We start from the raw sequence: 26,147 nt of genomic DNA on the forward strand, positions 1-26,147 counted from the left end.
AATGGCGGCTGATAAAAGGCCGATAGTCTGGAGCATAGCCGGCTCAGACAGTGGCGGCGGCGCCGGTATCCAGGCCGATCTGGCCACCTTCAGTAATCTTGGCTGCCATGGCTGCTCTGTTATCACCACTTTGACCGCCCAAAGCAGTGTGGCAGTGACGCTAACCGAGGCGGTGAGCGAGGAGATGTTGCTGGCGCAGCTCAATGCTCTGCTCGGTGACTTGCCGCCCAAGGCGATAAAAATCGGCTTGCTCGCCAATCAAGCACAGTTGCAGCTGCTTTGTGACTGGTTGGCTCGGCACCTACCTGATGTTCCTTTGGTAGTCGACCCTGTCATGGTGGCCAGTTGCGGCGATGCACTCTCAAAGAGTACTGCAACGGGCGCAGCGCGGCTGGATTACCGGCCGCTGGCGGCGCTCGCCACTGTGCTGACCCCCAATATTCACGAGCTGGCGTTGCTGAGTCGCAGCGATATTCATGACTTTCCGTCCTGGCAAGATGCGGCAACTTGCCTGGCAAACGAACTGCCTTGCCATCTCTTGGCCAAGGGCGGGGATTTCGAGGCGGGGATCGCGCGCGGCCTGGCAGAAGACTTATTGCTTGTTAAAGACTTGCCTCACAGCTCCGGGTTACATCAACGGCAGGGGTTTGTGTTGGCGAGCCCAAGACAAGCATCCAGCAACAACCATGGCAGCGGTTGCACGCTATCCAGTGCCATAGCGGCATTTTTGGCCCACGACTGGATCTTGCCCGATGCCCTAATTCTGGCCAAGGCCTATATCAATGGCGCTTTGGCGCAGAGTTATCGGGTAGGCAGTGGTCCCGGGCCCTTAGGTCGCCCCGGGGCTTGTCTGGCCGCCGAGCTAATGCCTGTCATCTGGCCGCTGGAGGATTATCCCTGGGCCAACCCAACCCAGGTGCTTGGCGCCCCTTGGCTTGCAGCGCCAATCAATGCTGATGGTGTTAGTGCTAAAGGCGTTAGTGCTGAAGGCTTCAAAACACTGCCCCATAATTTGGGTATCTACCCGGTCGTGGCTGATGTCGAATTGCTGGAAGCCTTACTCAAGGCAGGTTGCCGCACTATTCAATTGCGTCTCAAGGAGGAAGTGCTGCCCGGCTCGAGCGCCGAGCAGGCGATTATTCGCGCCATCGCGCTCGGGCGCCAATACCAGGCGCGGGTCTTTATCAATGATCACTGGCAACAGGCCATTGCCCACGGTGCCTTTGGTGTGCACTTGGGCCAGGAGGATCTCAGCCAGGCATCCCTTGAGGCCATCCAAGGGGCCGGTCTGGCGCTGGGGTTATCCAGTCATGGTTATTTCGAGGCGCTGCTTGCATTGCGCCACAGGCCCAGTTATCTGGCCCTCGGGCATATCTTTGCCACCAAGACCAAAGTGATGCCATCTCAGCCCCAGGGACTGACGCGTCTTGCTGCCTACAGCGAAACTTTCGGCTCCTTGCTGCCGACAGTCGCCATTGGCGGCATTGACGAGCATAACCTCGATGCCGTCAAACATACCGGAGTGGCCAATGTCGCCGTGGTGCGGGCCATTACCGAGGCCGCCGAGCCGGTAACGGCCTTCAGGCGCCTGACACAAAGCTGGATAGGGCAAGCAGCCGCTATTGCAAGTGGGATTAGCCATGCTCAACAAAATGCCGGTCTGAGCGACCGCGACTTTATCCGTTACGGTAGCCAGTTGCTGCTGCCCAGAGTCTCAGAAGCGGGGCAGCTCGCCTTACGGGCCAAGACGGTCGCCATAGTGGGGCTCGGAGGCCTTGGCCATCATCTGGCGCGCTCTTTGGCCGCCGCCGGAGTAGGGCGTCTCATTCTTATCGATCCCGATATTGTCGAGTTGGGTAATCTGCCGAGGCAACTGCTCTACAACGAGCAGGATATCGGCCGTTTGAAGGTCGACGTGGCCAAGGAAAAGCTGGGGCGCGATTATCCAAACTGCCTGATTGAGATTGAGCCCAAGCTGTTTGGCCCCAAGAGCGCGGAGCTTATTCGTGAGGCGTCACTGGTATTGGATGCCAGCGATAATTTCCTTTGCCGTCATAACCTTAATCAAGCCTGTGTGAAGCTGGGCAAAGAGCTGATTGCGGCGGCGATCAGCGCCGATTCCGGCCTATTGTGTCATACCGCCCCTTGGCTTAACCCTGAGGCGGGCTGTTACGAATGCCTGTTCCCGCGAGACAGCACAGGCTCGGGGCGCTGCCGCGACATGGGGGTTCTGGGTCCTGCGGTGCAAACCCTGGCGGCGATGCAGTCGCTGGCCGCCATCAATACCCTGCTTGGAGAGCGCAGCACCCTGGGGCGGCTCATCAGCTTGGATTGCCGAACGTTAAGCGTACGTGAGGCTGCGCTTTGCGCCGACCCAGCTTGTCTTTGCTGTCAAACCCACACTAAGGCTGAACTTCAAACCGAAGCCAAATTTATGAAAGGGCACTCTGAGCTTAGCCGTGAGGAGAATTGCGATGCAAATTAAGATAAACAATCAAGTCAAAGAGTTGCCTGAAGCTATGACGCTGTTACAGCTGCTCGAGTGGTGTGAGATAGCGCCTGGCAGCGTGGCGCTGGTGCGCAATGGCGCCGTAGTGCCCAGATCTCAGTGGCCAGAGCTTGAATGTCAAAGCGGAGACAGCCTCGAGCTGTTTTCCGCCGTTGCCGGAGGTTGATATGTTGCAAATTGGCGAGTTTGAATTTCAATCCAGGCTGTTTGGCGGTACCGGCAAGTTTGCTTCGGCAGAGCTGATGCAACGCTCGCTCGTGGCCAGCGGCGCCGAGTTGGTTACTGTGGCGATGAAGCGGCTCGATTTTAACCAGGGCAGTGATGAATTGCTGGCACCGCTCAAAGAGCGCGGCGTGCAGCTGCTGCCCAATACTGCCGGGGCCCGCAATGCCAGGGAGGCGATTTTTGCCGCCGAGCTGGCGCGGGAGATGCTGGGCACTCAACTATTGAAGCTGGAGATCCACCCGGATCCCCGTTATCTATTGCCGGATCCGGTAGAAACACTGGAAGCGGCCCGGGTCTTGTGCAGCGATGGCTTTACCGTACTGCCTTATGTGCATGCCGATCCCGTGTTGTGCTTGCGCCTCGAAGAGGTAGGCTGCGCTGCCGTGATGCCGCTTGGTAGTCCCATAGGTTCCAATCAGGGGCTGGCCACAGAACCCTTTTTGAAGATCATCATAGAGCAGGCTAATGTGCCTGTGGTGGTGGATGCCGGGATCGGCGCGCCGTCACAGGCGATGCGGGCGATGGAGTTGGGCGCCGATGCCGTGCTGGTCAATACTGCCATCGCCTCCAGTTCGGATCCCGTGACCATGGCGGGCTGCTTCAAGGATGCGGTGCGCGCCGGGCGAGCGGCCTATCTTGCCGGACTCGGGGCCATCAGTAATCGGGCTCAAAACACCAGTCCGCTGACCGGGTTTCTCAATCTGGGAGACAACCATGGCTGATTTTCTTGAGCGTTTTACCGCTATCGACAGAGATCTACTGCGCCTTGCTATTGCCAGTGTCAGCGCCGCCGAGGTTGAGCGCTGTCTGGCGCGGCCCGAGACGATAGCGCACAATCCCTCGGCCTTGCCCATTCTCTTGTCACCGGCGGCCCGGGAGTTTCTCGAGCCTATGGCGCAGCTCTCTGCTGCACTCACCCGCAAGAAGTTCGGCGCCAACATAGGTCTCTATGCGCCGCTCTATGTTTCCAATCTGTGCGCCAATGATTGCGACTACTGCGGTTTCAGCATGAGCAATAAAATTCGCCGCAAGACCCTAAGCCAGGCTGAACTGGATGTTGAAATTGCCATTCTCAAGCAGCGCGGCTTTGATTCTGTATTGCTGGTTTCCGGCGAACATGAAACCAAGGTAGGGCTGGATTATTTTGCCAAGGCGCTTTTGAGGCTCAAGCAGGACTTCAGCTATCTGGCGATTGAAGTGCAGCCCCTCGCCGAAGCGGGCTATCGGCGCCTGGTTGATGAGGGACTGGATGCCGTGATGGTATATCAGGAAACCTATCAGCCCGCCACCTATGACCGCCATCATCTCAGAGGCAATAAAAAGGACTTTGGTTTCAGGCTTAATACACCGGACAGGGCCGCCAGGGCCGGGGTCGACAAGATAGGCCTGGGGGTTTTGCTCGGGCTGGATGATTGGCGCCTGGACTCGGCACTGATGGGATTACATCTGGACCATCTGCAGCAAAAGTACTGGCGTAGCCGCTTCAGCGTGTCGCTGCCAAGGCTCAGGCCGTGCGTTGGTGGGGTAACGCCGGCTGTGACTCTGGATGATGCCGGATTGGTGCAGCTAATCTGCGCCATGCGCTTGTTCAGCCCGGCGCTGGAGTTGAGTCTCTCTACCCGGGAGAGCGCCTCACTCAGGGACAATCTATTGCCTCTTGGGATCACCCATGTGAGTGCTGCCAGCTCAACAGAGCCAGGTGGTTACAGCAATCCCAAGTTGCAGCTGGATCAGTTCCAGATAAGTGATGAGCGCACAGTCCCTGAGGTGGTCAGCGCCATTCGAGCACAAGGCATGCAACCTGTGTGGAAAGATTGGGACGCGGGTTGGCTCGCAGGCGCCTCCTTTGCGGTAACCCATCAAGGGACATAAACCTTTCGGGCTGTACATTTGCACTGAATTGGCCAATAATTGTTCAGGGTTGTGGCTAAAGTGGTAGCAACTGATTTTAGCCACAGAACGACAATCCACAGTCCAATACAGACAAGGGGCAATCATGCAAATTCCATCGGCTTTTTCGGCGGGAGTTCAAGGGCTGCAAAGCGCCCAGTCCGGCCTGACTCAGGCAACAGTGGATATCGCTCGTCCGGCACCTGCGCAGCAGGCCGATTCGGCCCGCCCGGTTGATGAAGCAGACAAAACCTCGGCACTGGTATCGGTATTGGAATCCAAGGCCCAGGGGCAAGCTTCAGTAGAGGTGATTGAACGCGCATCTGACACCTTGGGCAGTATCATAGATATCGAGGTGTAATATATGGTTGGCGCGCTGGTCGGCGCGGGGCTGACGGCAACAGCCGTGTCCCGGCGGCCAAGCTCGTCAATTGCCAACTTAAGCAGTGGCAGCTCCATAAACCAATCGCCTATCAGCGCCCACCCTGTCGGTAAAATCTCCGCCAGTCAAAATCCCTCTCAGGTCAATGGTGTAAAGCCAAGCCCATTAAACCCGAGCTCGGGAAATCAAAGCCCAGTCAATACAAGTTCAGTTAATCCAAGCCAGGTCAATTCAAGTTTGCACCAAGGTTCAGCTGCGCAACATTCAGAGCCACAAACTGTAAAGCCGCCGCGGGAAGCACTAGTCAGTTTGACTAAAGGAGCCCTTGGGGCAGCAGCCTTGTCCAGCTCAGGCCATTGGCATGGAGAGGTTCAAGCATCGATGCCGCTCGCGGGGATATCGGCTCAAGCATCTGCCTTTTCCGGGCAAGGGGCTGACATTGCCGGCGGCCCTGCTATACCAGTAGCTTTAGCGGGAGAAGCACCTGAGGTTCCCGCTTTTAATGGCACAAATACTTCCGTCAACTCTATGGGTGGGGCAGAGCAGGCTTTTGGCAACACTTCCGGCAGCTCTTCGAGTCGCTCATCGAGCCAGGCTGGCAGCGAAGTAAAAGAAGGGGACGATGGTGCGGCTCGCCAGTCAGCCGGGGAGCCGAATAAGACAAGCGCCGCCGAACCCAAGTCGGATGAGGCGCAACAGAAACAGCAGCAGAACCGTGAGAGTCGTGAGCAACAGGCGCTTGAGCGGGAAATTGACTCCCTGATGAAGCGCGATACCCAGGTGCGCTCCCATGAACAGGCTCATGCCGCGGTAGGCGGGATCCATGCCGGACAACCGGCATTTGAATTCGAGAAAGGACCCGATGGCAAACGTTACGCGGTGGAAGGTGAAGTTCAGATTGATGTCTCTGTAGTGAACGGCGATCCGCTGGCGACCATGGCGAAAATGAAACAGGTCTATGCGGCGGCGATGGCACCTGTCGATCCCTCCATGGCCGATATCCGGGTCGCCGCCGAGGCGATGCGTAAATATAACCAGGCAAGAGAAGAGGCCGGAACCCAGAGACTTGCCGCCGCACCAAAGCCTGAGCTGAGTCAAAACCTGTTGGGAGCCGCAGAACCGGCCGCTGAAAAGTCCGCGCCTTCCTTTGATCCCAAGGCTGGCGACTCTGCAAACTTCCCCATAGGCCTGTCTCGTTTGATGGGCGCCATAGCGCAGCAGTCAACTGCCTTGAATACAAAACCGTGGCCAGTTTAACTTGACCACTACAAGCAATTGTCGATCCCATATCCTGGCTGCCCGTTTACGGGCGGTAAGTAATCGTCATATGCAAATGTCAAACGCGATGTGCCTGTTAGGGCGCTGCTAGTAAGAAAGCCTTATAGGCGCATATGAAAAACCTCCGGCTGTGCCGGAGGACATTTCTTATGGCTTTATTGCCGTTTTATGGAGGTAAGAGTTTTGAAGGTGCTTCACTAACGGGCGCTGACATTAACTTCTGTCTGCGTTTTTTCCTGCTGTGTTGGTTTGGGCTTATCTTGCTCTTTTGCCGCCAGTTGGCCTTCTGCGTGGCTGTTTGCACGGTAATCTGTCAGCCCCTGCAGCAAAAGCGTGGCAAAGGGTGCGGCTTCAAGTTCCTTACTCTGGGGGCTCAAACCATTTTCCAGTATCACAAACAGGTATCTGGGCACTTGCTTGTCACCGTCATCGGTAACATAACCGGCCAGATTCACCACACCCTGCATGCTGCCTGTTTTGGCCCAGACTCTGCCCTTAAGCGGTTTGTTTGCATAATGCTTACGGTACTTCAAGGTGCCGCTGTGGCCGGAAACCGGCAGTTTGTGCATCAACCATTGGTAATCTGGGGTATCGGCAATCAGACGCAGCAACTGCGCCAACTGCCTGGCATTGAGTAGGTTGTAACGTGATAGGCCTGAACCGTCTATCAGTTGAGCTCTTTCCAGCACTATGCCTTTTTCCGCCAGCACTTCCCTGATGGCCTTGGCACCGGCACTGAAACTGGCGCCATCACCATAATAGTGTTTACCCAGTTGTTTAAGCAGGCTGTCGGCAATCAGGTTGTCAGATTCCAGCAGCATGGTTTCCAACAGCTCGGGCAGGGTATCCGAGGCATGACTGGCCACCACCCTTGAGCTGGCCGGTAGCTGATTGGAGGTGAGTATCTTGCCTTTGATACTGAGTTTGCCCTTGATGATGCCGGCGACAGTGTCGATAGCATATTGGCCGGGGTCATTGACCGCCAGCGCCAGCGGTAATACCTGAGCGCCTGGGAAACAGCCACTGAAATGAAAGTGGTTACCGGGTAATCTAGCGAGTTGCAGTTCGCAAAAGCTCTGCTTGTAGCCCTTGTCGAAGATGGCGTTGGTGGTTAGCTTGACCGGCAGATAAACCGGCGCGGAAATTTTGGCCTTGTCCGAGGCGAGTGTGGGCTCGAGTTTGCCATGAACACAGTTTTGGTTAATCACATAGCTGGAGACGGGGGCTGCGTAACAGATCCCCAAGTCATCCCATACCCAACCGGGTGCTCTAAGCTGCTCATGGGTTTCACCTATCAAGATAAGGTTACCCTGTACTTGGTTGATACCCGCTTCGGTGACACGCTTAAACAGCTCGATTAAATCCTGGCGCTTTAAGGTGGGATCGCCACTGAACAGCAGATAGAGATCGCCTTGAAGTACGCCATTTTTGGGCGAATTGGTACTGAGAATGCTGGTGTGATAACGAAACTCTTCTCCCAGCATTTCGGTGGCTGTTACCGCGGTTAGCAGCTTTTGGGTACTGGCCGGGATCATCAGGGTTTCGCTGTTGTGGCTCAGCAGCAGCTCGCCGCTTTGCAGATCTTCTATCCAGACGGCGGTTTGTGATGAGGCCGGAGTGATCAGAGTCAAAAGATCATCAAGGGAGGTATTATCGGCCTTCAAAGGGGAAGACAGCGCTATGGCGCTCAATAACAACAGTGGACGTGCCAAGCCCTGCAGGGACAGCTGTGGCATGGAAAAGCCTCCGGTTCCGTGAATGCTTTTGAGAGTATAACCTGCAGAGTCTTAGCTGTCGTCCTTGTCCATCAGTGCATAGAGTTTCAGTGTGACTATCAATACCAAACCGATAAACAGCGGCAGTACTAAAGGGCCGAGATAGGTTTTGAAGTGAAACAGAGCCCAGGCCGCGAGCAGGGTGCCGATAAGCGTTAACCAGAATTGTTTGTTCATTGTCGTCCAGTTTGAATTCATTGAGCACTAGGCTCAGGGGCATAATAGTGTATAAGGCGAAACCTGTAATAACAGGAGTCCCATTGCAAAAGCGTGATCTGGGTAGGTTTTACTCTTGTCGCGCTGTCGTCAGTATCTATTTTGATACAAATTGCGTCGAAATCGTGAACCAATAGCGGCTGTTGGCGAGAAAAGGCTTGCCCGGGCCGGGACAAGTGGGTAATTTCTATTGCCTTATTCGCCCCGCAGCGGATCTTTGTCGATTGCGCCATCACAGGGGAAGGACATTTTGCCGGGAAACACAGGGAGCGAGTGGATTGCCGGAACATACAGTGACAGGAGGATACCTTGCTGGATAAGCTGGGTGGAATTGCCATAGCGCCGGATGCATTGCACTGGCTGCTGACCCCAAGTAACTTCAAACAGACCTTGATTGAGCGGATCCGTAACGCCAAAGAGGCTATCTATATTGCTGCACTCTATCTGGAAGACGATGAAGCCGGGCGTGAGATACTTGCCGAACTGTTGGCGGCCAAGGCTGCCAGACCCGAACTCGAAATCAAGGTGCTGGTCGATTTTCACCGCGCCCGCCGCGGCCTTATTGGCCATAAGGGCGATGGCGGCAACAACCTGATGTACCGTCAGGTGATGGCGCAAGCGCAGCAGCGCTTCAACATTTATGGTGTGCCGGTGAAATCCCGCGAGTTTATGGGAGTACTGCACCTCAAGGGCTTTATTGTCGATGATGCCGTGATATACAGCGGCGCCAGCCTCAATAATATCTATCTGCAGCAGAAAGACAGATACCGTTTCGATCGCTACCATGTGTTGGAGTCGGCCGAGCTGGCTGCCAGCATGCGAGAGATGATTGACAGTGCCATTTTGAGCGACAAAGCGGTCAGTTGCCTGAGCTGTCCGGAAGAAGAGGAAGTGCTGCCGGAAAAAATTGATGTCAGAAGCTTTAAACAGCGACTGTCGGCGGCAAGCTATCAATTCAAGGGCGTTGAAGAGGGATTGCGGGTCACGCCGCTTTTGGGCCTTGGACGCAAGCGCAATCCGCTCAACAAGGCGGTACTCGCCATGGTGGAGGAGTCCAAGGAATCGCTTTTTATTTGCACGCCCTATTTTAACCCGCCCTATGCTTTGGTGCGGGCGCTGGTTAAACACCTGCGCAACGGCAAGCGTCTGGATATTCTGGTGGGTGACAAGACGGCCAATGACTTTTATATCCCACCGGAGCAGGATTTTTCCACCATAGGTGCCTTGCCGTATCTCTATGAGCAGTCGCTGCGCAAGTTTGTCAAACGCCAGCAGTGGGCGGTGGATCAGGGGCTACTCAATATCCATCTGTGGAAGCATGACAACAACAGTTATCACCTCAAAGGGGTGAGCATGGATGGTCGCAAACACCTGCTCACCGGCAGCAATCTCAATCCGCGGGCTTGGGCCCTAGATCTGGAAAATGGTTTGCTGCTACATGATGACAAACAAGAGCTGGCCGAGTATTTTGCCAAAGAGCAGCAACATCTGCTGCTGCACAGCCAGCGTTTGTATCATTACAGCCAGATAGATACCTTGCAGAGTTACCCCAAGCCGGTAAAGAAAATCATGAACCGCATTCGCAGGCTCAAGGCCGACTTTCTGCTGCGGCGTATTCTCTGACAGCGCTTTCCCCAAGCGCTTGGCCGAATGAGAGCATGATTGCAGAACTTCATTCCGTTATGGTTTAACCTTGGCTTATTCCGTCAAGGTTAAACCCCGCCAAGGTGAAACACAGCCAGAATGAGTGATATCGTCCGCTTATCCCGCATCAATTTCCGTCATCTTCTGGTGCTCAGACAACTGCTGGAACAGCAAAGCGTCACCCAGGCGGCCACGCGTCTGTGTTTGAGCCCTTCGGCGGTCAGCAAAATACTCTCCCAGCTCAGGGATTGCCTCGACGATGAGCTCTTCTACCGTCAGGGGAATCAGCTGTTGCCGACTGCCAAGGCCAAACGACTCGGGCCGGTTATCAGCGCCATGCTCAGAGAGATGGATAACCTGTTTACCGAAGAGGGCTTTCGCCCGGAAAGATTTCAAGGGCGGATGAATTTGGCGCTGAGGGAAAGCAGCTTCGAACTGCTTGCGAGCGCTATCGCCAGCGTGCAGCAGCGGGCGCCGGGAATGACACTGGCGGTGCATGCCAAAGAGAGCACGGGGTTTCAATCCCTGTGTGAAGGACGGGTGGACTTGCTGGTTCTGCCTCACGACTTGGGGCAGCCGCCAACTGGCCGCAACGAACTGATTTGGGAGCGTTTGGCAGAGGACGAGATGTGTTGCCTGATGCGGGCCGATCACCCGCTGGCGGCAAAAGAGCTGACGCTGGATGCCTATCTGAGCTTCGCCCATGTGGGCATTTTGGATGCCGATCTGCAGCAACCCTTTTTCGAGCAGTCATTGGCACAATTGAGCCGCAGGCGGAATCTGGCGATGGAAGTCGCCGACTTCGGCGCCGCCGCCAGTATCTGTCGTCACTCGGACTTGCTGTTTACCTGCTCGGCGCTGTGGGCTTCAATGGCGGCGCAGGCAAGCGGCATGGTGGTTAAGCCATTGCCCTTTGCCTATGGCAAGGTGGGCTATAGCATGGTGCATCATCAAAGTGGCAGCCGGGATCCGGCGCTGCAATGGCTAAAAGCGACCCTGCTCAGTGGCTTTAAGCAGTTCATCAGCCAAGGTTAACCGGTGGCAGACTGATATTGGCTATGCCGGCACGGCTGAGCGCCTTGGCCAGATCATTAATCTGCTGTTGGCTCGCCTTGGGCCAGCGCAAGGCCTCGCCTTTGACACCATGATGATTGTAACCGTTTAGGCGTAGCCGCATCGGCTCACCCTTCAGCGCTTGCCGGCGTTGCAAGTCCAGCAAAAACGACGCCAGGGCGTCAAAGTGCTGCCAATAATCACTCTTTCCGGGTACTTCCAGTAGCCTGACTTCCGCCAGTTTCCCTGCTTCGGCCAGCAGTTGCAGGCTCTGCTTGACCTTGATGTTGCCACGGCCTGTCAGTCGTCGGTGAGCCGGCTCATCCCAGGCTTTCAGGTCAACCATGGCGCCATCAAGCCAAGGGAGCAGACGTTGCCAACCACTTGCTCCCAGGCTGCCATTGGTATCCAAAAGGCAAGTCAGGTGTTTGAGCTCTGGGCTTTGTTTAATGGCCTTGAACAGGTTACTGACGAACTTCAGTTGCAAGCTGGCCTCTCCACCACTCAAGGTGATACCGCGGATAAAAGCTTGCTGCCTTTTAACCAGCGCCAACGCTTTTCCGACTGACAGGCGTTGGGTCTTGGGCTGGCTGCTCGAAGGGCAAACGCCGAGACAGGTGTCGCAGCCGATGCAGCTTGTACTATCCCAGGCAAGCCTGAGAGACGCCTTGTTATTTGGAACTGTTTGAGTGTCAGCCGCAGTTGATTTAAGGCTCAAGGCGCCTGCCGGGCAGTGCGCAATACACTCCTGGCAGGCATCACACAGAGTGATGGTTTCCGGATTATGGCAACCCGGGCAGCGAAAGTTACAACCCTGAAGGAAAAACACCATGCGATTGCCCGGGCCATCTACGGTCGAGAAGGGCAGCACCCTGGCGACTTCGGCACTGGCAACCTCGAAGCCCATAGCTAATGCCGAAGCATCGGTATCGCCGCTACTTAACTCACGGCTATTCGACTGACGCCCATTCAGCTTATAGCGATTAAGCTCAGAATGATTGAACGGGCTATCAAACCCTCCCGGGGCTGCACTCTTCATAACTTGCGCCCTTACATTGGGGACTTGCCGGCGGCATGGAACTCGGCGCTCACTACCCGCGGTGCCCTTTGGGTCACGGCCGTGGTTTCACTGGCCTCTGTGCCCAGGAAGGTGGTGTTGGTACGTGAGCCTTGTTGCCGGTAACTGGCGATCTGCGACTTTTTCACCATATAACCTGTGATGCGCACCAGATCGGTATCGGCGGTATTGGCGGTAAATTCACGAAAGCCGGCATCCAGCGCGCCGATACACAGCTCAAGCAGGGCTTCAGGATTGGCCTTGATGGTTTCATCCAGAGTCAGGATCTCGCTGATCCCGGAAGGATAGAAAGCGTGTTGCGGCGCCAGCGCCAACACATGAGTGACAGGGTCCGGCTCGTGGCCGTAGGCTATTCTGACTCCCGGAGTGGTGCCTTTGTCGATGGAAAGTCCCCCCTGGGCATGAAGTAAGGCGCGGCCATTAAAGCCGAAACTGACTTGGGTCGTGGTCACTCTATCACTGAGCGCGCGGCTGATGGTTAAACCGAGCTCATTGGCCTGCTCGCTGTGACCATATTCGCCACTCATACCTGCCAGCTGCTGCAGATGATTGACGGCTTCGGCCATGGCATAGACGCCGAACATGGGCGCAAAGCGGGATTCGTCAATGAGGCCTTCTTTTACCAGGAAGGAGTCGAAGAAATGGGACCGGCGGTGTAAAAACTCACAGCGCAGCTCAATCAGTTCATACATCAGGTTGCAGTAATGGGGCAGGGTGCGCTCGAGCATTTCCTCCAGGGTACCGGCTTCTTCGGCGACGGCCTTGAGGTTAAGTCTGACCAGCGTATTGGCGCCTCCTCGGGTGGGGAGCGCGTTATAACAGCTGACAATGCCGAACGTTTGATTTGGCGCCTCACCGGGAGCACAGGCAAAGGTTTGGGCATGAATCGGCCAGTTGCCGATGTGAGGTTTACTGCAGGCAATGATGTTGTCTGTTGCCAGTCGCAGCAGCGCTTTGGGGGTGCGCTTGGGGTCATACATAAAGGTTAGATTGGGAGCCACCTGCTTGAGCTCGGCATCAATGCGCAAAATAGTGCGGCAGACACGGTTGTCCTCTGGGCCTATGTTGGCATGCATAAAGGCGTCCGGCAGAGTGCGATCCAACTGGATCCAGAAGCGTTTCAGTTTCTGATACAAGGCGTCATCACTGATATCCTGGCAGTAAGGCAACAATAAACTATCGAGATAGCCGAGAAACACCGGGATATTGGTGACTGACGGCACATGGTGATACAGCACCATCAGCTTCATCAGGGCATCATCCAGATCTTCGGCCGGTGTCAACTCCAGATACTCGGAGCCTTGCTCGAGAAAACGTTGGTAATCGGGCAAAACATATCTGGGTTTGAACGGGGCATGACCCTCAAACATATCGCAGATAATGCCTTTATCCATGGCTTGGGTCAGTGCTTCACTGCGAGGCAGATAGGGAATACTGGCATCGGCGGCACCGGCCAGCGCCAGGGTCTTTTGCTTGGGGTCAAGCAGGGGATCGGTAATAAGACTGAGAAATTGATTGTCCATAGTGAGACTCCGCTAAAGGCAAGGCGCTAACCGGCGCAATGGCCGAATTGGCTTTCAAACACAATAATTGAAACGGCTTTTAACCTGAGTCTAAGTAGGGGCTTTATTTTCCGGAAGTGAAATGTGCTTGATGGTGCTTGTCGAAAATGGAAATCCGCTGCTTTGCATCAAGTATTGCAAGGGCAATGAAGAAGCAGGGAGATATCGAGTGAAAGCAGACGGATAAAAACGGGCTATGGTCGCTTGAGAAAGACCTCTGCCTTGGCAAGACAGAGTAACTGACATAAAAAACGCCTGCACTCGGCAGGCGTTTGGCTTTGAACTCGGATTACTTGGCTGTCATCAAGGCAACGGCGTTGTCCAGCATACGGTTGCTGAAACCCCACTCGTTGTCGTACCAGGCCATGACTTTCACCAGACGTCCCTTGACGCGAGTCTGGGTGGCGTCGAAGTTGGACGAGAAGGCGTTGTGGTTGAAGTCGATGGAAACCAGAGGCTCCTTGTTTACCGCCAGCACTTCGTTCATCGGGGAAGTCTTGGCTGCCGCTTCTATGATGGCGTTAACTTCTTCCACTGTGGTGTCGCGGGAAGCGATAAAGGACAGGTCAACCAGAGACACGTTGACAGTCGGAACCCGAACCGCCAGACCGTCGAATTTGCCCTGAAGCTCAGGTACAACCAAACCAACAGCCGCCGCTGCACCTGTTTTGGTTGGGATCATCGACAGAGCCGCCGCACGGGCACGACGCATATCGCTGTGATACACATCAGACAGACGCTGGTCATTGGTGTAGGCGTGAATGGTGGTCATCAGGCCGGATTCAATGCCGATAGCATCGTTCAATGGCTTGGCCACAGGCGCCAGACAGTTAGTGGTACAGGAAGCATTGGAGATAACAGTCATCTCTTTGGTGATTTCCTGGTTGTTAACCCCGTATACCACAGTGGCATCAACATTCTTGCCGGGAGCTGAGATGATAACCTTCTTGGCGCCGGCATCCAGGTGTGGTTGTACCGCTTCTTTGGAAGTGAAGATACCGGTACATTCGAAGACTACGTCTACCTGCAGATCGGCCCAAGGCAACTTGGCAGGATCGCGCTCCTGGAAGGTCGGGATCTTGTCGCCGTTGACATAAATAGCATCGTCGTCATGTTCGACTTTGGCGTTGAAGCGGCCGTGAACAGAGTCATACTTGGTCAGGTGAGCGTTGATGGAAGCATCTCCGAGATCGTTGATGGCAACGATTTGAATTGGATAGTCTTTCTCACTCTCGTATAGAGCACGCAGAACATTGCGTCCGATACGGCCATAACCGTTAATTGCTACGCGGATAGTCATCTCATATCCCTCTGGTGAATGTAAAAACAGTAATTGGTAGTAAAATTACAAAAATGACGCAGTACGTCAAGTTAATTCATGCTGTAACCGGCTATTCTGTTAACAAATTAGGTGGTTTTATTACAGCGGTCGCGAAACAATACTTTAATTGTGTGACTGAACGGCGTAAATTACAAACTGGCGGGTATTTGCCGTCTAAATAACGGTATAGGCACATCACCGGGGCCCGGCTGTTGCGTCAGTTTGTTCGAGTGTGGTGTTGCTATCAGGGGCTTGTGTTTCTGTCGGCTCAGTCTCTGGTTGTTTTTCCTCGTCGCCTTGCAGCCGTTTAGGCCAGTCACTGTCAAGATAATCCCCGCTTTTCAGAACCTCGGCGAGGTTGCTTGCTTGTTGATCCAAATGTGTACTCAACTGGTTGTCGTTACCTATCATGGCCTTCAGTTGAACTTCATCGACCGGATTGTCGGTCAAAAGCAAATTGGCTCTCGAAAGCAGATAGGCCTGCTCCATATCCTGCAACTGCCGGAAAGCGCTTGCCAGCCCCAACAACCAATCGGGGTCGAAGTTCTCTTCGGTGCTTCTTGCCAACACTTTAAGATAGAGTTGTTTCGCTTTGGTCGCATCAAACTTGAGGTAATAGCCCGCAAGCCCGGCCAAGATCTCGGGCGAATCTAGCTGTTGTTGTTTTTCTGCCTCCAGCAATACCTTGAGTGCCGCGTCATCACCCAAATGTGCCCAGTGATAGAAGGCGATATGGATGTCATTGCTGCCCTTGGTGGAGGCTTGCAGCTCAGACAGGCTTTGCGCGCTTAAACCGAATGCTCTGGCTCTGTCATTGGTACGCTCAGGATTGAGGATGTGTTGTACTCCGGACGCCAACCCGACACAGCGATTGTAATTTTCCAAGTTAACGAGTAAGTGATAGATCTGCTCACCTGAGGGTTCAGCGGTGTTTTTGACCTGATAGCGCTGCGTAATCAGGTTGGTCTTTTCCCGCCTGCACCAGCTGTCCTTATGTAAATCGTCACAAAGTTCGGGATTATTCTTACAAATAGTGGCGGGATTAGGGCGGTTATCACAGCCGGTAACCCCGGAAAAAAGGATAAATGATGTAATTATTACTAGATTACGCGTCAAAATGCGCTCCATTAAATAAAATCTGTAATTTAATTAGAGATTTAGCGAAAATCTCCTACTAGCTTGGCGCAGCAGTTTTCATTACAATAGCGCCGACCAAAAAGGGGCAGGTTAGCTGTCGTTATTAAGATTATTGGTCTTTTCTTTTTGTTACTCAAACCTTTCCCGGCAATAAAGTGGAAAAGTGAGATAAAGGATCTGTAAATGAGCGCTGATAAACACCTACAAAGTTGGCAAGAACGCTTCGAACTGGCAGAGGCCATGCAGCCCCTGTTGGGCAAGTTGTATCGCAATCAGGGCGTAGAAGTGGTGGTTTATGGTAAACCCCTGCTGATCGCCTCCACCATCGATATTATCAAGGCCCATCGTCTGGTTCGTCGCCATGTGGGCGATAAGCTGCGCCTGCGTGAGAGCTTCCCCTTCGTAGAAGCCCTGAGCAAACTGGATGTCAAACAGTGCAAAGTGGATATAGGTAAACTGGCCGTTAAGTACTGGCGTAACCACACCGACGGTAGCGAAATCGAAGCTTATATGAGCCGCGAGCTGGCTAGTGCCATCGAAAGCAAAGATGAAGTTGAGCCACGCAACGTTGTACTCTATGGCTTTGGCCGCATCGGTCGTCTGCTGGCCCGCCTGCTGATTGAAAAAACCGGCCGCAGCAACAAGCTACGTCTGCGCGCGATTGTTCTGCGCGGTGGCCGCAAGGGGGATTTGGAAAAACGTGCCAGCCTACTGCGCCGTGATTCAGTACACGGACCTTTCAACGGTTCTGTCGAGGTGGATGAAGATAACAACGCCATCATCGCCAACGGTACTTATATTCAGGTGATTTACGCCAACTCACCCGATGAAGTGGATTACACCAAGTACGGTATTACCGATGCCCTGGTGGTCGATAACACAGGTATCTGGAAAGATGAAGACGGTTTGGGTCTGCACCTCAAGAGTCCAGGTGCTTCCAAGGTTCTGCTGACTGCCCCTGCCAAGGGCAGCATCAAGAACATAGTTTATGGTGTGAACGATAACGATATTCTGCCGGAAGATGTTATTGTGTCTGCCGCCAGCTGTACTACCAACGCCATTACGCCTGTACTGAAGGCCGTTAATGACAAGTACGGTATTGAAAATGGTCACGTGGAAACTATCCACTCTTATACCAATGATCAAAACCTGATCGACAACTATCACAAAGCCGACCGCCGTGGTCGCAGTGCACCGCTGAACATGGTGATCACTGAAACCGGTGCCGCTAAAGCGGTTGCCAAGGCGCTGCCGGTACTCTCCGGTAAGCTGACAGGTAACGCGATTCGGGTACCGACTCCGAACGTGTCCATGGCCATCATTAGCCTGAACCTGAACGCCGAAACCAGCAAAGAAGATATGAACGCTTATCTGCGTGATATCGCGCTGCACTCTGAGCTGCAAAATCAGGTGGACTTCACCGAGTCTACAGAAATCGTGTCTTGTGACCTAGTGGGTTCACGCTACGCCGGTGTGGTTGATTCTCAAGCCACTATCGCCGATGGTAAGCGCGCTATCCTCTATGTATGGTACGACAACGAGTTCGGTTACAGCTGCCAGGTAGTAGGTGTGATGCAAAAGATGTTGGGTCTTAACTACCTGACTCTGCCGCTATCTGAAGAGTAATTTCGACTCTTACTGCCAAGGCCCGGTCTGAGTACCGGGCCTTGTTGTATCCAAGTCTTAATGTTTTTGCTTAACCTGGGCGGCTATCAAACCTTTTCACAAGGGTTTTCACTGTGACTTTTATGATGGTATTCGGTAGGAGTAGCCGCTGACAAGCTACTGAATCGGATTGTATTTTAATCATGATAATGAAAATTTGACCCACTTTGAACAAATTGGCAGCATCCGAGTGGTTTTGGCATAAAAATGCTGATTTGCCGATTGACTCCCGGCCTTAAATCGGTAGAATGCCATTCCGCAGTCAGGGGATAACACTCTGGCTTCCGCTTGAATGGCGGAACAGGTATGCGACATTAGCTCAGTTGATAAAACAGAAGGTTGGTACCTTTGTTAATTGTCAACTCGGAAGATGAAGCAAACAAGTGATGCGACATTAGCTCAGTTGGTAGAGCGGTACCTTGCCAAGGTACAGGTCATCGGTTCGAACCCGATATGTCGCTCCAATCCCAGCCTCATGGCTTGGGGCGCGATGGCAGAATGGCTATGCTGCGGATTGCAAATCCGTCGATCTCGGTTCGACTCCGGGTCGCGCCTCCACTCTTTCAGTGACAATGGGTAATATCTCCTTGTTACACAGTTTGCCCGAGTGGTGGAATCGGTAGACACAAGGGATTTAAAATCCCTCGCTGGTAACAGCGTGACGGTTCAAGTCCGTCCTCGGGTACCATTATAAATGGTGCAAAAAAGGCTCCCTCGAGGAGCCTTTTTTGTTTTTGAATTTTCTTATAGCGCCCCTAAGCCTTTGTGGGACTTTCAAGGCGTTCGGTTATACACTTGCTTCTGTTGAGAATTGACCGGGAGCCAAGCATTTTGCTGACAAGCCGCCACTATTTGCGCGAAGGACCGGATTATCGTTTCGACGAGCAGGTCAGTTTTCTCGATATCAAGCAACAGTTCGGCTTTGCCAATGTGCGGGTAGGCAAGTGGGTCAGCGCTGAAGAATCACGGCTGGCTGCCAATCTGATATTTGATTCGCTGGCGGACCTGGCTTTTATACTCAAGTTGCCGCCGGACGCCATTGGACTAAGACAAACCCTGAATCTGGACTTTGGTCTCGGCGGCCAGAAAGGTGTCTAGGCGCACTACGCCCCTCATGAAAGGATATTGGCGCTGGCGAAAAATGCCGGTGCCGGCGCCTTGGCCCATGAGTTTTGGCACGCCTTTGATCATTATATTGCCAAAGTAGCCTTTAGCATTCATTCAAGTGTCGACAAGCTAGTCTGCTCCCAGGACTCAGGCTTAGCATTTAGTGTTGGTAGTGCTATTGGTTTTGGCAGTGACCTCTATCTTAAAGATGTCGAGCTTAGACCCCATCCACTCAACCGGCATTTGGCATTCCTATATCAAACTGTGCTGATAAGCCCGGATGGCCTTGAGCCGAGTGACTATGTGCGCCGGGCCATCGCCTTGGATAAACATTATGGCAGGCGCTATTTTTCGCTCCCAACGGAGTTGATGGCCCGGGCCTTTGAAGCCGCTATCGAGTCTTCTACCGACATACGGAACCAATACCTGGTGTCGGGTACGACTTTCTCACAGCTCAATGATGTCGGGGCCTATCCTGATGAGGCTCATAGACAAGCGATTCTCAACGCGCTGGCAAATTACTTTGGCATGCTTGGTGAAGCGCTTATCCGCCAGAGTCATCGCGAAAGTAACTCAGGATTTGACTCATCAACAGAAGCCAAACGGAAGTTAACAGACTTATGATAAGCTCGATCGTTAGCTTCAGGAGTGACGACAACCTAAGCCCGAAATTCTTAAGTAAAAGGAGATTCACCCTATGCCACAACTATTGATAACCGGTGCCAACCGCGGCATAGGATTGGCGTTGACCCAAGTCTATCTTGCCGCTGGTTGGGACGTATTGGCCTGTTGTCGCGATCCGGAAACGGCCGATGAACTACTGGAACTGGTCAACGAATTTCAGGGGCTGGAGGTGTTTGCTCTGGATGTGACCGACTATGAAGCGGTGGCAGACTTGGCTGAAGAGCTTGAGGGACGGGGCTTGGATCTGCTGCTCAACAATGCGGGCTATTATGGCCCCAAAGGCTTGCTGTTGGGACAATTGCCTGTGGATGAATGGCGCACAGTGTTTGAAGTAAACAGCATAGCGCCTTGTAAGCTTGCCGAAGCTTTCCTGCCTCATCTTATCCAAGCAAAAGGCATCATAGCCAATATCTCATCCAAGGTCGGTAGTATGGCCGACAACCAGAGTGGTGGTGGTTATCTGTATCGTTCATCCAAGGCCGCGCTTAACTCGATCACCAAGAGTCTTGCCATAGATTTGGCCGATGCCGGTGTCAAAGCGGTAGCCTTGCATCCAGGTTGGGTGCAGACCAGCATGGGCGGCCCCAATGCGCTTATTGATGTGCGTACCTCGGCGGTTGGCATCAAACAACTGCTGGATCACCTCAGCCAGGCGCAAAGTGGCGGCTTTTACGACTACTTGGGGAACACCATAGCTTGGTGAGCAAACTGTTTATCTATCAACAGGGCTCCTTTGACGCTGATAAACATCACTCAAGGGCAAGAAGAGTAGGGGCTTTTCGCTGAAAGCTTGAACTTAAAATCATACTTTAGATTGATGGTATTCAATGCCAGTTAGTACGATGTGGTGGTATTGACTGAGTTACCTGTTTTGCTTGTATGGTTAACATAATGATTTATTGAATTAATTTGCTGATCCGTTGCAACCGCCCCCCATTTTGTATCTATCATACTCCTGGAGGATCTCTCTACTACTTTTGCAGGGCGTATGTAATTTAAATGTTACATTTTGAGGGCGGAGTGTTTATCCGACTCAGTATGATGTTATATGTACTGGCTGAAAATTGTCCTAGGTTAAAACGGCCCTCGAGGCAAAATCATAATAACCAAGGAAATCATTATGCAAAGGAAACATTTCATTGCGATTGCAGTTGCTGCAGCCCTGAGCAGCCCGTTCGTTCTGGCACAGGACTATCAAGCCCAGTTACATGCGGTCAATCCTGCTAAAGCCATCAAAGATCAGTACATAGTGGTGTTCAATACCCCGGCAGTTATCAACCTTAATGACCCGAATGGCGTCAGCGCCTACGCCAGCAGTATGGGCGCAAGGCTTGCCAACGAACACGGCATTGAAGTCAGACAAAACTTTGGCAACAGCCTCAACGGGGTATTGGTCAAGGCCAATGCGGCTCAGATCCAGAGTCTGCTTAAAGATCCCAACATCAAATATGTTGAACAGGATCAAAGGGTGTCTATTGAACCTATGGTGGAAGCCGCCGGCGATCAAGGCGGAGCTACCTGGGGGCTTGACCGGATAGATCAGCGGGATCTGCCGCTCAACAGTAACTACCATTACGACTATGACGGCTCCGGCGTCACCGCTTTTGTCATCGATACAGGTGTACGTAACACCCATAATGAGTTTGGCGGCCGTGCCAGCAGTGGCTATGACTTTATCGATAACGATAACGACAGCAGTGACTGTAACGGTCATGGTACTCATGTTGCCGGGACTATAGGCGGCAGCACTTACGGGGTTGCCAAGAATGTCAATATTGTCGGGGTCAGGGTACTTAACTGCTCGGGCTCAGGTAGCAACTCCGGCGTGATTTCCGGGATCAACTGGGTGAAAAACAACGCCCAAGGGCCTTCTGTTGCCAACATGAGTTTGGGCGGCGGCGCCTCCCAGGCGCTGGATGATGCAGTAAATGCGGCCGTAGCGGCCGGGATAAGCTTTGTTGTGGCAGCGGGTAATGACAACAGTAATGCCTGTAACTATTCACCGGCGCGGGCCGCCAATGCGGTGACTGTGGGCTCTACCACCAGCACCGACAGTCGCTCAAGCTTCTCCAATTACGGCACCTGTCTGGACATCTATGCTCCGGGTTCGTCAATCACCTCGGCCTGGTACAACTCCAACAGCGCAACTAATACCATTAGTGGTACTTCCATGGCATCCCCCCATGTGGCCGGGGTGGCGGCACTTTATCTGGCGGAAAACCCAGCTCTGAGCCCGACTCAACTGACTAACTTGTTGGTAAGCCGCGCCTCATCCGGCAAAGTGGGCGATGCCAAGACAGGTTCACCCAACAAGCTGCTCTATTCTCTGGCAGCCGATGACGGCGGTTGTGGCAATGATTGTCCATCGGATGATACTGCATTAGATAACGGCGTGGGGATCAGTGTCAGCGGTGTCCAGGGTTCATCCAACTATTTCTATATCGATGTCCCTGCGGGCGCTGCCGACTTGAACATAGATCTGGCTGGCGGCAGTGGTGATGCCGATCTCTATGTAAGCCAAGGCAGCAAACCCACGTTAAACAGCTACCAATGCCGCCCCTATAAGAGTGGCAACAATGAGAGCTGCAGCTTCAGCTCGCCGGCAGAAGGGCGCTGGTACGTGATGCTGCAGGGTTACAGTGCTTACAGCGGCGCCACATTAACGGCAACACACAACGCCGGTGGTGGTTGTGGCAGCGATTGTTTGGAAAATGGCGTGCCGAAGAGCAACTTGAGTGGCAGTGCGGGTTCAGAGCAGCATTTCACCGTCCAGGTTCCGGCGGGTGTTAGCCTGAATATTGTTACCAGCGGTGGCAGTGGTGACGCCGATCTCTATGTTCGCGCCGGGGCTGCACCTTCTACGTCTGTGTATGATTGCCGTCCATACAAGAGTGGTAATAGTGAAAGCTGCAGCTTTCAAGTCACCCTGGCGGCGACCTATCATGTGATGATCCGCGGATACTCCGCCTTCTCGGGCATGCAACTCTTGGCAAGCTTCTGACAATAAAAGGATAAAAAGCCGCCGGGAGGCGGCTTTTTTACGGACTCGATAGTACTCATTCACAAAAGAGAACATCCACTTAAGAGACTGGATTTGCATACCAGGATTAATCGCTCGGCAGTGAAGAAGGGCTCACCTGAGTTCGCGGAAATGCAGCCGAGACACAGGGAATAACCTCAAAACGATAGCCATAAAGCTCGCCGGTGTCGGGCAAGATCTGCAACAGCTCGTAATCATTGAGTTCAACGCCGCTCGCATTGGCAGACATCTGGCAGCGACTGCGGCCATCGGCTTCCATGCCAAAAGCGAAGTCGGCCACAAGTTGCCTCACTTTGTGCCTATAGGCGGCGGTGAAACGGGCGTATACCAATGCATCATCTTCTGTTTTTGCTTCGTTATTTTCCGTTTCTTGCGCTTGTGATTTCTGTCCTGCTGGATCCTGACCTTCAGTATTCAGCTTGTTTGCTTCTTGCTGAGCGCTTAAAGCCTCGTTTCCTTGGGCGGTGTCCGGGACATGCAAAGGGGAGAGGTTTGCATTTGCTTTATCCTCGTTTGGCTTAAACTGACCATTAAAGGAGAAGCTGACACCCTTGTCATCTACCCTGAAGCGGCTCTCCATGAAACGCTCCATATCGACCAGCAACATCAGATGATGCAAGATTAAAAACGATAACATGAGCCTGAGAAAGGCTGTGCTCACAGGATAGGCGTACTTGGGCTGCCATTTGAAGCCGATAAGCCCCACCAGTTTGAGCAGCAGCAGTCCTACCAGGTAGATGGGCAGTAACATCTGCAGCAGCAACAGGGCGATACTGCTGGTGATCACCATCCAAACCGGAAGCTCCAGTAACAGGGCGAAGTTATGGGTATAGTTGAAATGCGCTGCCGACACGCCGGTGACTTCATTGACTATGGCACCGCTACTGGCCAGCGAAAAGTTGGCTATGGTGGCATAAAACAGCAAAATGACCGCCTTGCCCGCCAAAGAGTGCCACAGTTTGTTGAATAGTGGCCAAAACTCAATAACCAGCGCGCTGACTGTGAGCAGGGTTGTCAACGAAGGGTGTTGTTCATAAAACGGCAGACTGAATAGCGCCAACAGGTAAAGCTTTTGGGCCGTGCTCAGCTTGGCGAGCCATTGACTGATACCTGTGCGGAACCTTTCTGCAAAGGTCGAGATCTTATGATACAGCTGCAGGATTGTCTGGCGGATGAGTTCCGTTGTTCTCATGCAAATGTTACCCAACTAAAGGCTCGGTTCGATGCCGCATTGTTACCAAAATACAACGAGAGGACAACACTTTATAAAGGGAAATAGTCAAACCTTGGATCAAGCTTTAGCTTGAATGGCTGCACCGCGCAATTGAATCAACAAGAACACTCAAGAGTGGTGTATGGATTTTGCTCAAGATCTTTCTGTATGAATTTGCTACAATGTCTTTTCGCTCTGAATTAACTCTTGTCCGGGACATTGTATCCGGGCTGCTCTGTTTACCCAGACTCAACCGAACCGTTACCGCCAATTTGTTGCGGCAGGGAAGCTTTTTGTCGCGACTGGCATTTCATCCTAACGGTCTTCTTTAAACAGACCTCAAGCGCTTATCAGAGGGTTGAACAAAAAGCGAAGCCGTTGCCCGGGCCTACATGGGCAAGGTCGGGCCCGTCAGGACCTTGGATTCACAGTCAGAAGCGACTTACCGGAGGTAAATGCACTATGACAATCGCTGACGTATTGACAGAAAAACACTCACCACTTTATCACACAGAAGACAAGACGGTTGTTTCCCATACCCAAAGAGACGAGGGCGACTGGGTTCAACACACTCTGATGTTGGAAAATTGCGATGCACCGTTTCGCTTCAAGCGCCCCAAGAAATACCGTTCGCTTAAAGGTTCCCGCGTTTCGGTTGATTATTACCCGCAAACAACCATAGTAGCCGGTTTTGAGATGGAAACCATGAAAGTAGTCAGGATCCGTCGCTGCTGAAAAAAACTGCTGGAAATGCCTAACGAATGTTAATATTTGGTGTGTTTCCGGTGAGTGTTCTTTGAGCCCGGGCCAATAACCCGGGTCGAACCCGCCAGTCTCATGCTTTTTAAGGATATTCCGGCCACATGAAGCCTTTCTTTTTAGCTTTGGACCCCGCTCTGAGCAGGTTGTTTTCGTGGTCGCGCTCAGTCGCTGCGGCATGGATGACGCTAACGACTCTGATACTGGTTTTGATATTGTCCCCAGGTTCTCTGCAAGCGGCAGATGAAAATGGACAAACTCCGCAGCATCAAAAACGACAATTATTAATTACTAATTCCAGTTCTTGGAAACCCTTTTCCTATTTGAATGATGCCGGTGAGCCCAGCGGTATTTTGGTGGATATTTGGCGCGAGTATGCCAAGGCCAATCGGGTCGACATACGTTTTATATTGACAGATTGGCAAGGTTCACTGGATTTGGTCCGTAATGGGCAGGCCGATATTCACGCCGGGCTACTCTGGTCTCGGGAGCGAGAGCATTATCTCGATTATGCTCGCGAGTTACTGGGAATAGAAAGCCAGTTATTCTTCAATCAAAAGTTGCTCGGTGTTGAGCCCGATGGGTATCTCATGAATGGCGGTGAGGTTGGAGTCGTGCGGGGCGGTTATGAAGAATCCTTTGTGCGTCAAAAATATCCGCGAGCCAGTGTATTGACCTATGCCAGTAACGAATTGATGCTCAAGGCCGCCTTTGATGACAAGTTAAAAGTCTTTGTTGCCGATCTGCAAGTGGCTAATTTTTATCTTTATACTTCACGCGAACCCGCGCGTTTTATTCCTGTTCGTCATCTTTACAGCGCTCAAATTCGACCCGCAGTGAAAGAGGGCAATCGTGCGCTATTGGAGGAAATCCGTCAGGGACTGGCTCGCATTCCCGATTCAGAATATCAGAGGATCCTGAATCGTTGGATGTACGTGGAAACTGTCTATCCACGCTATCTGCTGCAAAGCGGACTTGCGCTACTCCTGCTCGGGATCCTGATTTATATTGTTGCTCTGCGGCGCACTGTTGCTGCTCGAACCGCTGAACTGAAAGCCGCAAATGCTGAACTGGCTTATTGGGCGACGACAGATGGTTTAACCGGTATAACCAATCGACGGGCCTTTATGGATGCGCTGGAGCGAACGTGTGACAGTCGAAGCTATGACAGTCTGACCTTACTTTTGTTTGATATCGATAATTTTAAGCGGATTAATGATAATTATGGTCATCATATCGGAGATGAAGTCATCAATCTGTTGGCGCAGACTGTGGAGAAGGTGCTGCCCGATGGGGCCGTATTTGGACGCATCGGGGGAGAGGAGTTTTGCATCATGTTGCAGGGGATGACTGAGCCCGATGCCCAAACACTGACTTCCATGATATTGAAATCGGTCAATCAGCAGCCTTTTGCCACTAAGGCCGGCAAACTAGCCGTCAGTATCAGCATAGGTGCCGTGTATGTCGGGCCCGGAAAACATGATGCCAAACTGATTCTGGCCGATGCTGATCGCTTGATGTATCAGGTCAAGAATTCCGGGCGTAACGATTTCCTGTTTCGGCATCTTTGACTGAGTCATTCAGAAGGAGCCGCACGCCTTGGTAGGTT

General features: G+C 52.9%; 20 protein-coding genes, 3 tRNA genes and 1 pseudogene. 17 read left to right on the top strand and 7 right to left on the bottom strand.

The annotated features are described in order from the left end of the window. Nucleotide 1 precedes the first annotated feature (1 nt). The 6 genes from thiE (at nucleotide 2) to CBE72_RS11215 (ending at nucleotide 6,263) form a co-directional block, all read left to right on the top strand. Complete coding sequence (thiE, locus tag CBE72_RS20095) at nucleotides 2–2,485, top strand: thiamine phosphate synthase (protein WP_229671786.1); 2,484 nt, start codon at nucleotides 2–4, stop codon at nucleotides 2,483–2,485. Next, nucleotides 2,475–2,675 (top strand): sulfur carrier protein ThiS, encoded by a 201-nt coding sequence (gene thiS / locus CBE72_RS11195; RefSeq protein WP_100143590.1) that lies wholly within the window; start codon nucleotides 2,475–2,477, stop codon nucleotides 2,673–2,675. The genes thiE and thiS overlap by 11 nt, the downstream gene beginning before the upstream one ends. 1 nt (nucleotide 2,676) lies before the next feature. Next, on the top strand, nucleotides 2,677–3,456 hold the full coding sequence (locus CBE72_RS11200) for a thiazole synthase (protein ID WP_100143591.1): 780 nt from the start codon (nucleotides 2,677–2,679) through the stop codon (nucleotides 3,454–3,456). Then, on the top strand, nucleotides 3,449–4,606 hold the full coding sequence (gene thiH / locus CBE72_RS11205) for a 2-iminoacetate synthase ThiH (protein ID WP_100143592.1): 1,158 nt from the start codon (nucleotides 3,449–3,451) through the stop codon (nucleotides 4,604–4,606). The genes CBE72_RS11200 and thiH overlap by 8 nt, the downstream gene beginning before the upstream one ends. 124 nt (nucleotides 4,607–4,730) lie before the next feature. Next, nucleotides 4,731–4,985, top strand: a complete 255-nt coding sequence (locus CBE72_RS11210) for a chemotaxis protein (protein ID WP_100143593.1) — start codon at nucleotides 4,731–4,733, stop codon at nucleotides 4,983–4,985. A gap of 3 nt (nucleotides 4,986–4,988) precedes the next feature. Next, on the top strand, nucleotides 4,989–6,263 hold the full coding sequence (locus CBE72_RS11215) for a putative metalloprotease CJM1_0395 family protein (RefSeq protein ID WP_100143594.1): 1,275 nt from the start codon (nucleotides 4,989–4,991) through the stop codon (nucleotides 6,261–6,263). A 218-nt stretch (nucleotides 6,264–6,481) separates the two neighbouring features. On the opposite strand, the gene dacB is transcribed toward CBE72_RS11215, so the two are convergent. Next, nucleotides 6,482–8,020 carry a D-alanyl-D-alanine carboxypeptidase/D-alanyl-D-alanine endopeptidase gene (gene dacB, locus CBE72_RS11220; protein ID WP_100143595.1) on the bottom strand — a complete coding sequence of 513 codons (1,539 nt, stop codon included), beginning with the start codon at nucleotides 8,018–8,020 and terminating at the stop codon, nucleotides 6,482–6,484. A 51-nt stretch (nucleotides 8,021–8,071) separates the two neighbouring features. Then, a complete protein-coding gene (locus CBE72_RS20235) occupies nucleotides 8,072–8,236 on the bottom strand; it encodes a hypothetical protein (protein ID WP_100143596.1) in 165 nt (54 codons plus the stop codon). A gap of 348 nt (nucleotides 8,237–8,584) precedes the next feature. Here CBE72_RS20235 and pssA point away from each other — a divergent pair, with 348 nt between their 5' ends. Together pssA and CBE72_RS11235 are read left to right on the top strand one after the other, a co-directional pair. After that, nucleotides 8,585–9,898: a CDP-diacylglycerol--serine O-phosphatidyltransferase gene (gene pssA, locus CBE72_RS11230; protein ID WP_100143597.1), complete on the top strand. Its 1,314-nt coding sequence runs from the start codon at nucleotides 8,585–8,587 to the stop codon at nucleotides 9,896–9,898. A 120-nt stretch (nucleotides 9,899–10,018) separates the two neighbouring features. Beyond that, a complete protein-coding gene (locus CBE72_RS11235) occupies nucleotides 10,019–10,954 on the top strand; it encodes a LysR family transcriptional regulator (RefSeq protein ID WP_100143598.1) in 936 nt (311 codons plus the stop codon). Here CBE72_RS11235 and CBE72_RS11240 read toward each other — a convergent pair. The 4 genes from CBE72_RS11240 to CBE72_RS11255 all read right to left on the bottom strand — a co-directional run bounded on the left by CBE72_RS11240 (nucleotide 10,941) and on the right by CBE72_RS11255 (nucleotide 16,061). Next, nucleotides 10,941–12,011 (bottom strand): YjjW family glycine radical enzyme activase, encoded by a 1,071-nt coding sequence (locus CBE72_RS11240; RefSeq protein WP_308419589.1) that lies wholly within the window; start codon nucleotides 12,009–12,011, stop codon nucleotides 10,941–10,943. The two genes, CBE72_RS11235 and CBE72_RS11240, sit on opposite strands and share 14 nt — an antisense overlap. Nucleotides 12,012–12,022: 11 nt before the next feature. Then, nucleotides 12,023–13,573 carry a YjjI family glycine radical enzyme gene (locus CBE72_RS11245; protein ID WP_100143599.1) on the bottom strand — a complete coding sequence of 517 codons (1,551 nt, stop codon included), beginning with the start codon at nucleotides 13,571–13,573 and terminating at the stop codon, nucleotides 12,023–12,025. Between the two features lie 328 nt (nucleotides 13,574–13,901). Continuing rightward, nucleotides 13,902–14,912, bottom strand: coding sequence for a type I glyceraldehyde-3-phosphate dehydrogenase (gene gap, locus CBE72_RS11250; protein ID WP_100143600.1), 1,011 nt, complete (start codon nucleotides 14,910–14,912; stop codon nucleotides 13,902–13,904). Nucleotides 14,913–15,128: 216 nt separating this feature from the next. Further along, nucleotides 15,129–16,061 carry a DUF2989 domain-containing protein gene (locus CBE72_RS11255; protein ID WP_100143601.1) on the bottom strand — a complete coding sequence of 311 codons (933 nt, stop codon included), beginning with the start codon at nucleotides 16,059–16,061 and terminating at the stop codon, nucleotides 15,129–15,131. A 192-nt stretch (nucleotides 16,062–16,253) separates the two neighbouring features. Here CBE72_RS11255 and CBE72_RS11260 point away from each other — a divergent pair, with 192 nt between their 5' ends. The 7 genes and pseudogenes from CBE72_RS11260 (at nucleotide 16,254) to CBE72_RS11290 (ending at nucleotide 22,527) form a co-directional block, all read left to right on the top strand. After that, entirely contained in the window at nucleotides 16,254–17,696 is a 1,443-nt protein-coding gene (locus CBE72_RS11260; RefSeq protein WP_100143602.1) for a glyceraldehyde-3-phosphate dehydrogenase, read from the top strand. A gap of 427 nt (nucleotides 17,697–18,123) precedes the next feature. Beyond that, nucleotides 18,124–18,199 (top strand) — tRNA-Gly (locus CBE72_RS11265). Between the two features lie 20 nt (nucleotides 18,200–18,219). After that, nucleotides 18,220–18,293, top strand: a tRNA-Cys gene (locus CBE72_RS11270). 43 nt (nucleotides 18,294–18,336) lie between these two features. After that, nucleotides 18,337–18,423 (top strand) — tRNA-Leu (locus CBE72_RS11275). Between the two features lie 143 nt (nucleotides 18,424–18,566). Next, nucleotides 18,567–19,466, top strand: a pseudogene (locus tag CBE72_RS11280) (CLCA_X family protein). A gap of 73 nt (nucleotides 19,467–19,539) precedes the next feature. Then, nucleotides 19,540–20,229 (top strand): SDR family oxidoreductase, encoded by a 690-nt coding sequence (locus CBE72_RS11285; RefSeq protein ID WP_100143603.1) that lies wholly within the window; start codon nucleotides 19,540–19,542, stop codon nucleotides 20,227–20,229. 417 nt (nucleotides 20,230–20,646) lie between these two features. Next, entirely contained in the window at nucleotides 20,647–22,527 is a 1,881-nt protein-coding gene (locus CBE72_RS11290; protein WP_100143604.1) for a S8 family peptidase, read from the top strand. Nucleotides 22,528–22,633: 106 nt separating this feature from the next. Here CBE72_RS11290 and CBE72_RS11295 read toward each other — a convergent pair whose 3' ends face one another. Beyond that, entirely contained in the window at nucleotides 22,634–23,758 is a 1,125-nt protein-coding gene (locus CBE72_RS11295; protein ID WP_100143605.1) for a hypothetical protein, read from the bottom strand. Nucleotides 23,759–24,241: 483 nt separating this feature from the next. On the opposite strand from CBE72_RS11295, the gene CBE72_RS11300 reads away from it, so the two are divergent. Both CBE72_RS11300 and CBE72_RS11305 read left to right on the top strand, forming a co-directional pair. Then, the gene (locus CBE72_RS11300) at nucleotides 24,242–24,514 is read left to right on the top strand and encodes a hypothetical protein (RefSeq protein WP_100143606.1); all 273 of its coding nucleotides are present in this window, start codon (nucleotides 24,242–24,244) and stop codon (nucleotides 24,512–24,514) included. A gap of 128 nt (nucleotides 24,515–24,642) precedes the next feature. Next, a complete protein-coding gene (locus CBE72_RS11305) occupies nucleotides 24,643–26,109 on the top strand; it encodes a transporter substrate-binding domain-containing diguanylate cyclase (protein WP_206191796.1) in 1,467 nt (488 codons plus the stop codon). The last annotated feature ends 38 nt before the right edge of the window (nucleotides 26,110–26,147 follow it).

Origin of the sequence: Shewanella carassii (assembly GCF_002777975.1) — a bacterium.
In the GTDB taxonomy this organism is placed as follows: domain Bacteria; phylum Pseudomonadota; class Gammaproteobacteria; order Enterobacterales; family Shewanellaceae; genus Shewanella; species Shewanella carassii.

Bases quoted from the DNA above. Each gene is read 5' to 3' on its own strand.
- thiE (WP_229671786.1), top strand. From the start codon at position 2: ATGGCGGCTGATAAAAGGCCGATAGTCTGGAGCATAGCCGGCTCAGAC.
- thiS (WP_100143590.1), top strand. From the start codon at position 2,475: ATGCAAATTAAGATAAACAATCAAGTCAAAGAGTTGCCTGAAGCTATG.
- CBE72_RS11200 (WP_100143591.1), top strand. From the start codon at position 2,677: ATGTTGCAAATTGGCGAGTTTGAATTTCAATCCAGGCTGTTTGGCGGT.
- thiH (WP_100143592.1), top strand. From the start codon at position 3,449: ATGGCTGATTTTCTTGAGCGTTTTACCGCTATCGACAGAGATCTACTG.
- CBE72_RS11210 (WP_100143593.1), top strand. From the start codon at position 4,731: ATGCAAATTCCATCGGCTTTTTCGGCGGGAGTTCAAGGGCTGCAAAGC.
- CBE72_RS11215 (WP_100143594.1), top strand. From the start codon at position 4,989: ATGGTTGGCGCGCTGGTCGGCGCGGGGCTGACGGCAACAGCCGTGTCC.
- dacB (WP_100143595.1), bottom strand. From the start codon at position 8,020: ATGCCACAGCTGTCCCTGCAGGGCTTGGCACGTCCACTGTTGTTATTG.
- CBE72_RS20235 (WP_100143596.1), bottom strand. From the start codon at position 8,236: ATGAACAAACAATTCTGGTTAACGCTTATCGGCACCCTGCTCGCGGCC.
- CBE72_RS11235 (WP_100143598.1), top strand. From the start codon at position 10,019: ATGAGTGATATCGTCCGCTTATCCCGCATCAATTTCCGTCATCTTCTG.
- CBE72_RS11240 (WP_308419589.1), bottom strand. From the start codon at position 12,011: ATGAAGAGTGCAGCCCCGGGAGGGTTTGATAGCCCGTTCAATCATTCT.
- CBE72_RS11245 (WP_100143599.1), bottom strand. From the start codon at position 13,573: ATGGACAATCAATTTCTCAGTCTTATTACCGATCCCCTGCTTGACCCC.
- gap (WP_100143600.1), bottom strand. From the start codon at position 14,912: ATGACTATCCGCGTAGCAATTAACGGTTATGGCCGTATCGGACGCAAT.
- CBE72_RS11255 (WP_100143601.1), bottom strand. From the start codon at position 16,061: ATGGAGCGCATTTTGACGCGTAATCTAGTAATAATTACATCATTTATC.
- CBE72_RS11260 (WP_100143602.1), top strand. From the start codon at position 16,254: ATGAGCGCTGATAAACACCTACAAAGTTGGCAAGAACGCTTCGAACTG.
- CBE72_RS11285 (WP_100143603.1), top strand. From the start codon at position 19,540: ATGCCACAACTATTGATAACCGGTGCCAACCGCGGCATAGGATTGGCG.
- CBE72_RS11290 (WP_100143604.1), top strand. From the start codon at position 20,647: ATGCAAAGGAAACATTTCATTGCGATTGCAGTTGCTGCAGCCCTGAGC.
- CBE72_RS11295 (WP_100143605.1), bottom strand. From the start codon at position 23,758: ATGAGAACAACGGAACTCATCCGCCAGACAATCCTGCAGCTGTATCAT.
- CBE72_RS11300 (WP_100143606.1), top strand. From the start codon at position 24,242: ATGACAATCGCTGACGTATTGACAGAAAAACACTCACCACTTTATCAC.
- CBE72_RS11305 (WP_206191796.1), top strand. From the start codon at position 24,643: ATGAAGCCTTTCTTTTTAGCTTTGGACCCCGCTCTGAGCAGGTTGTTT.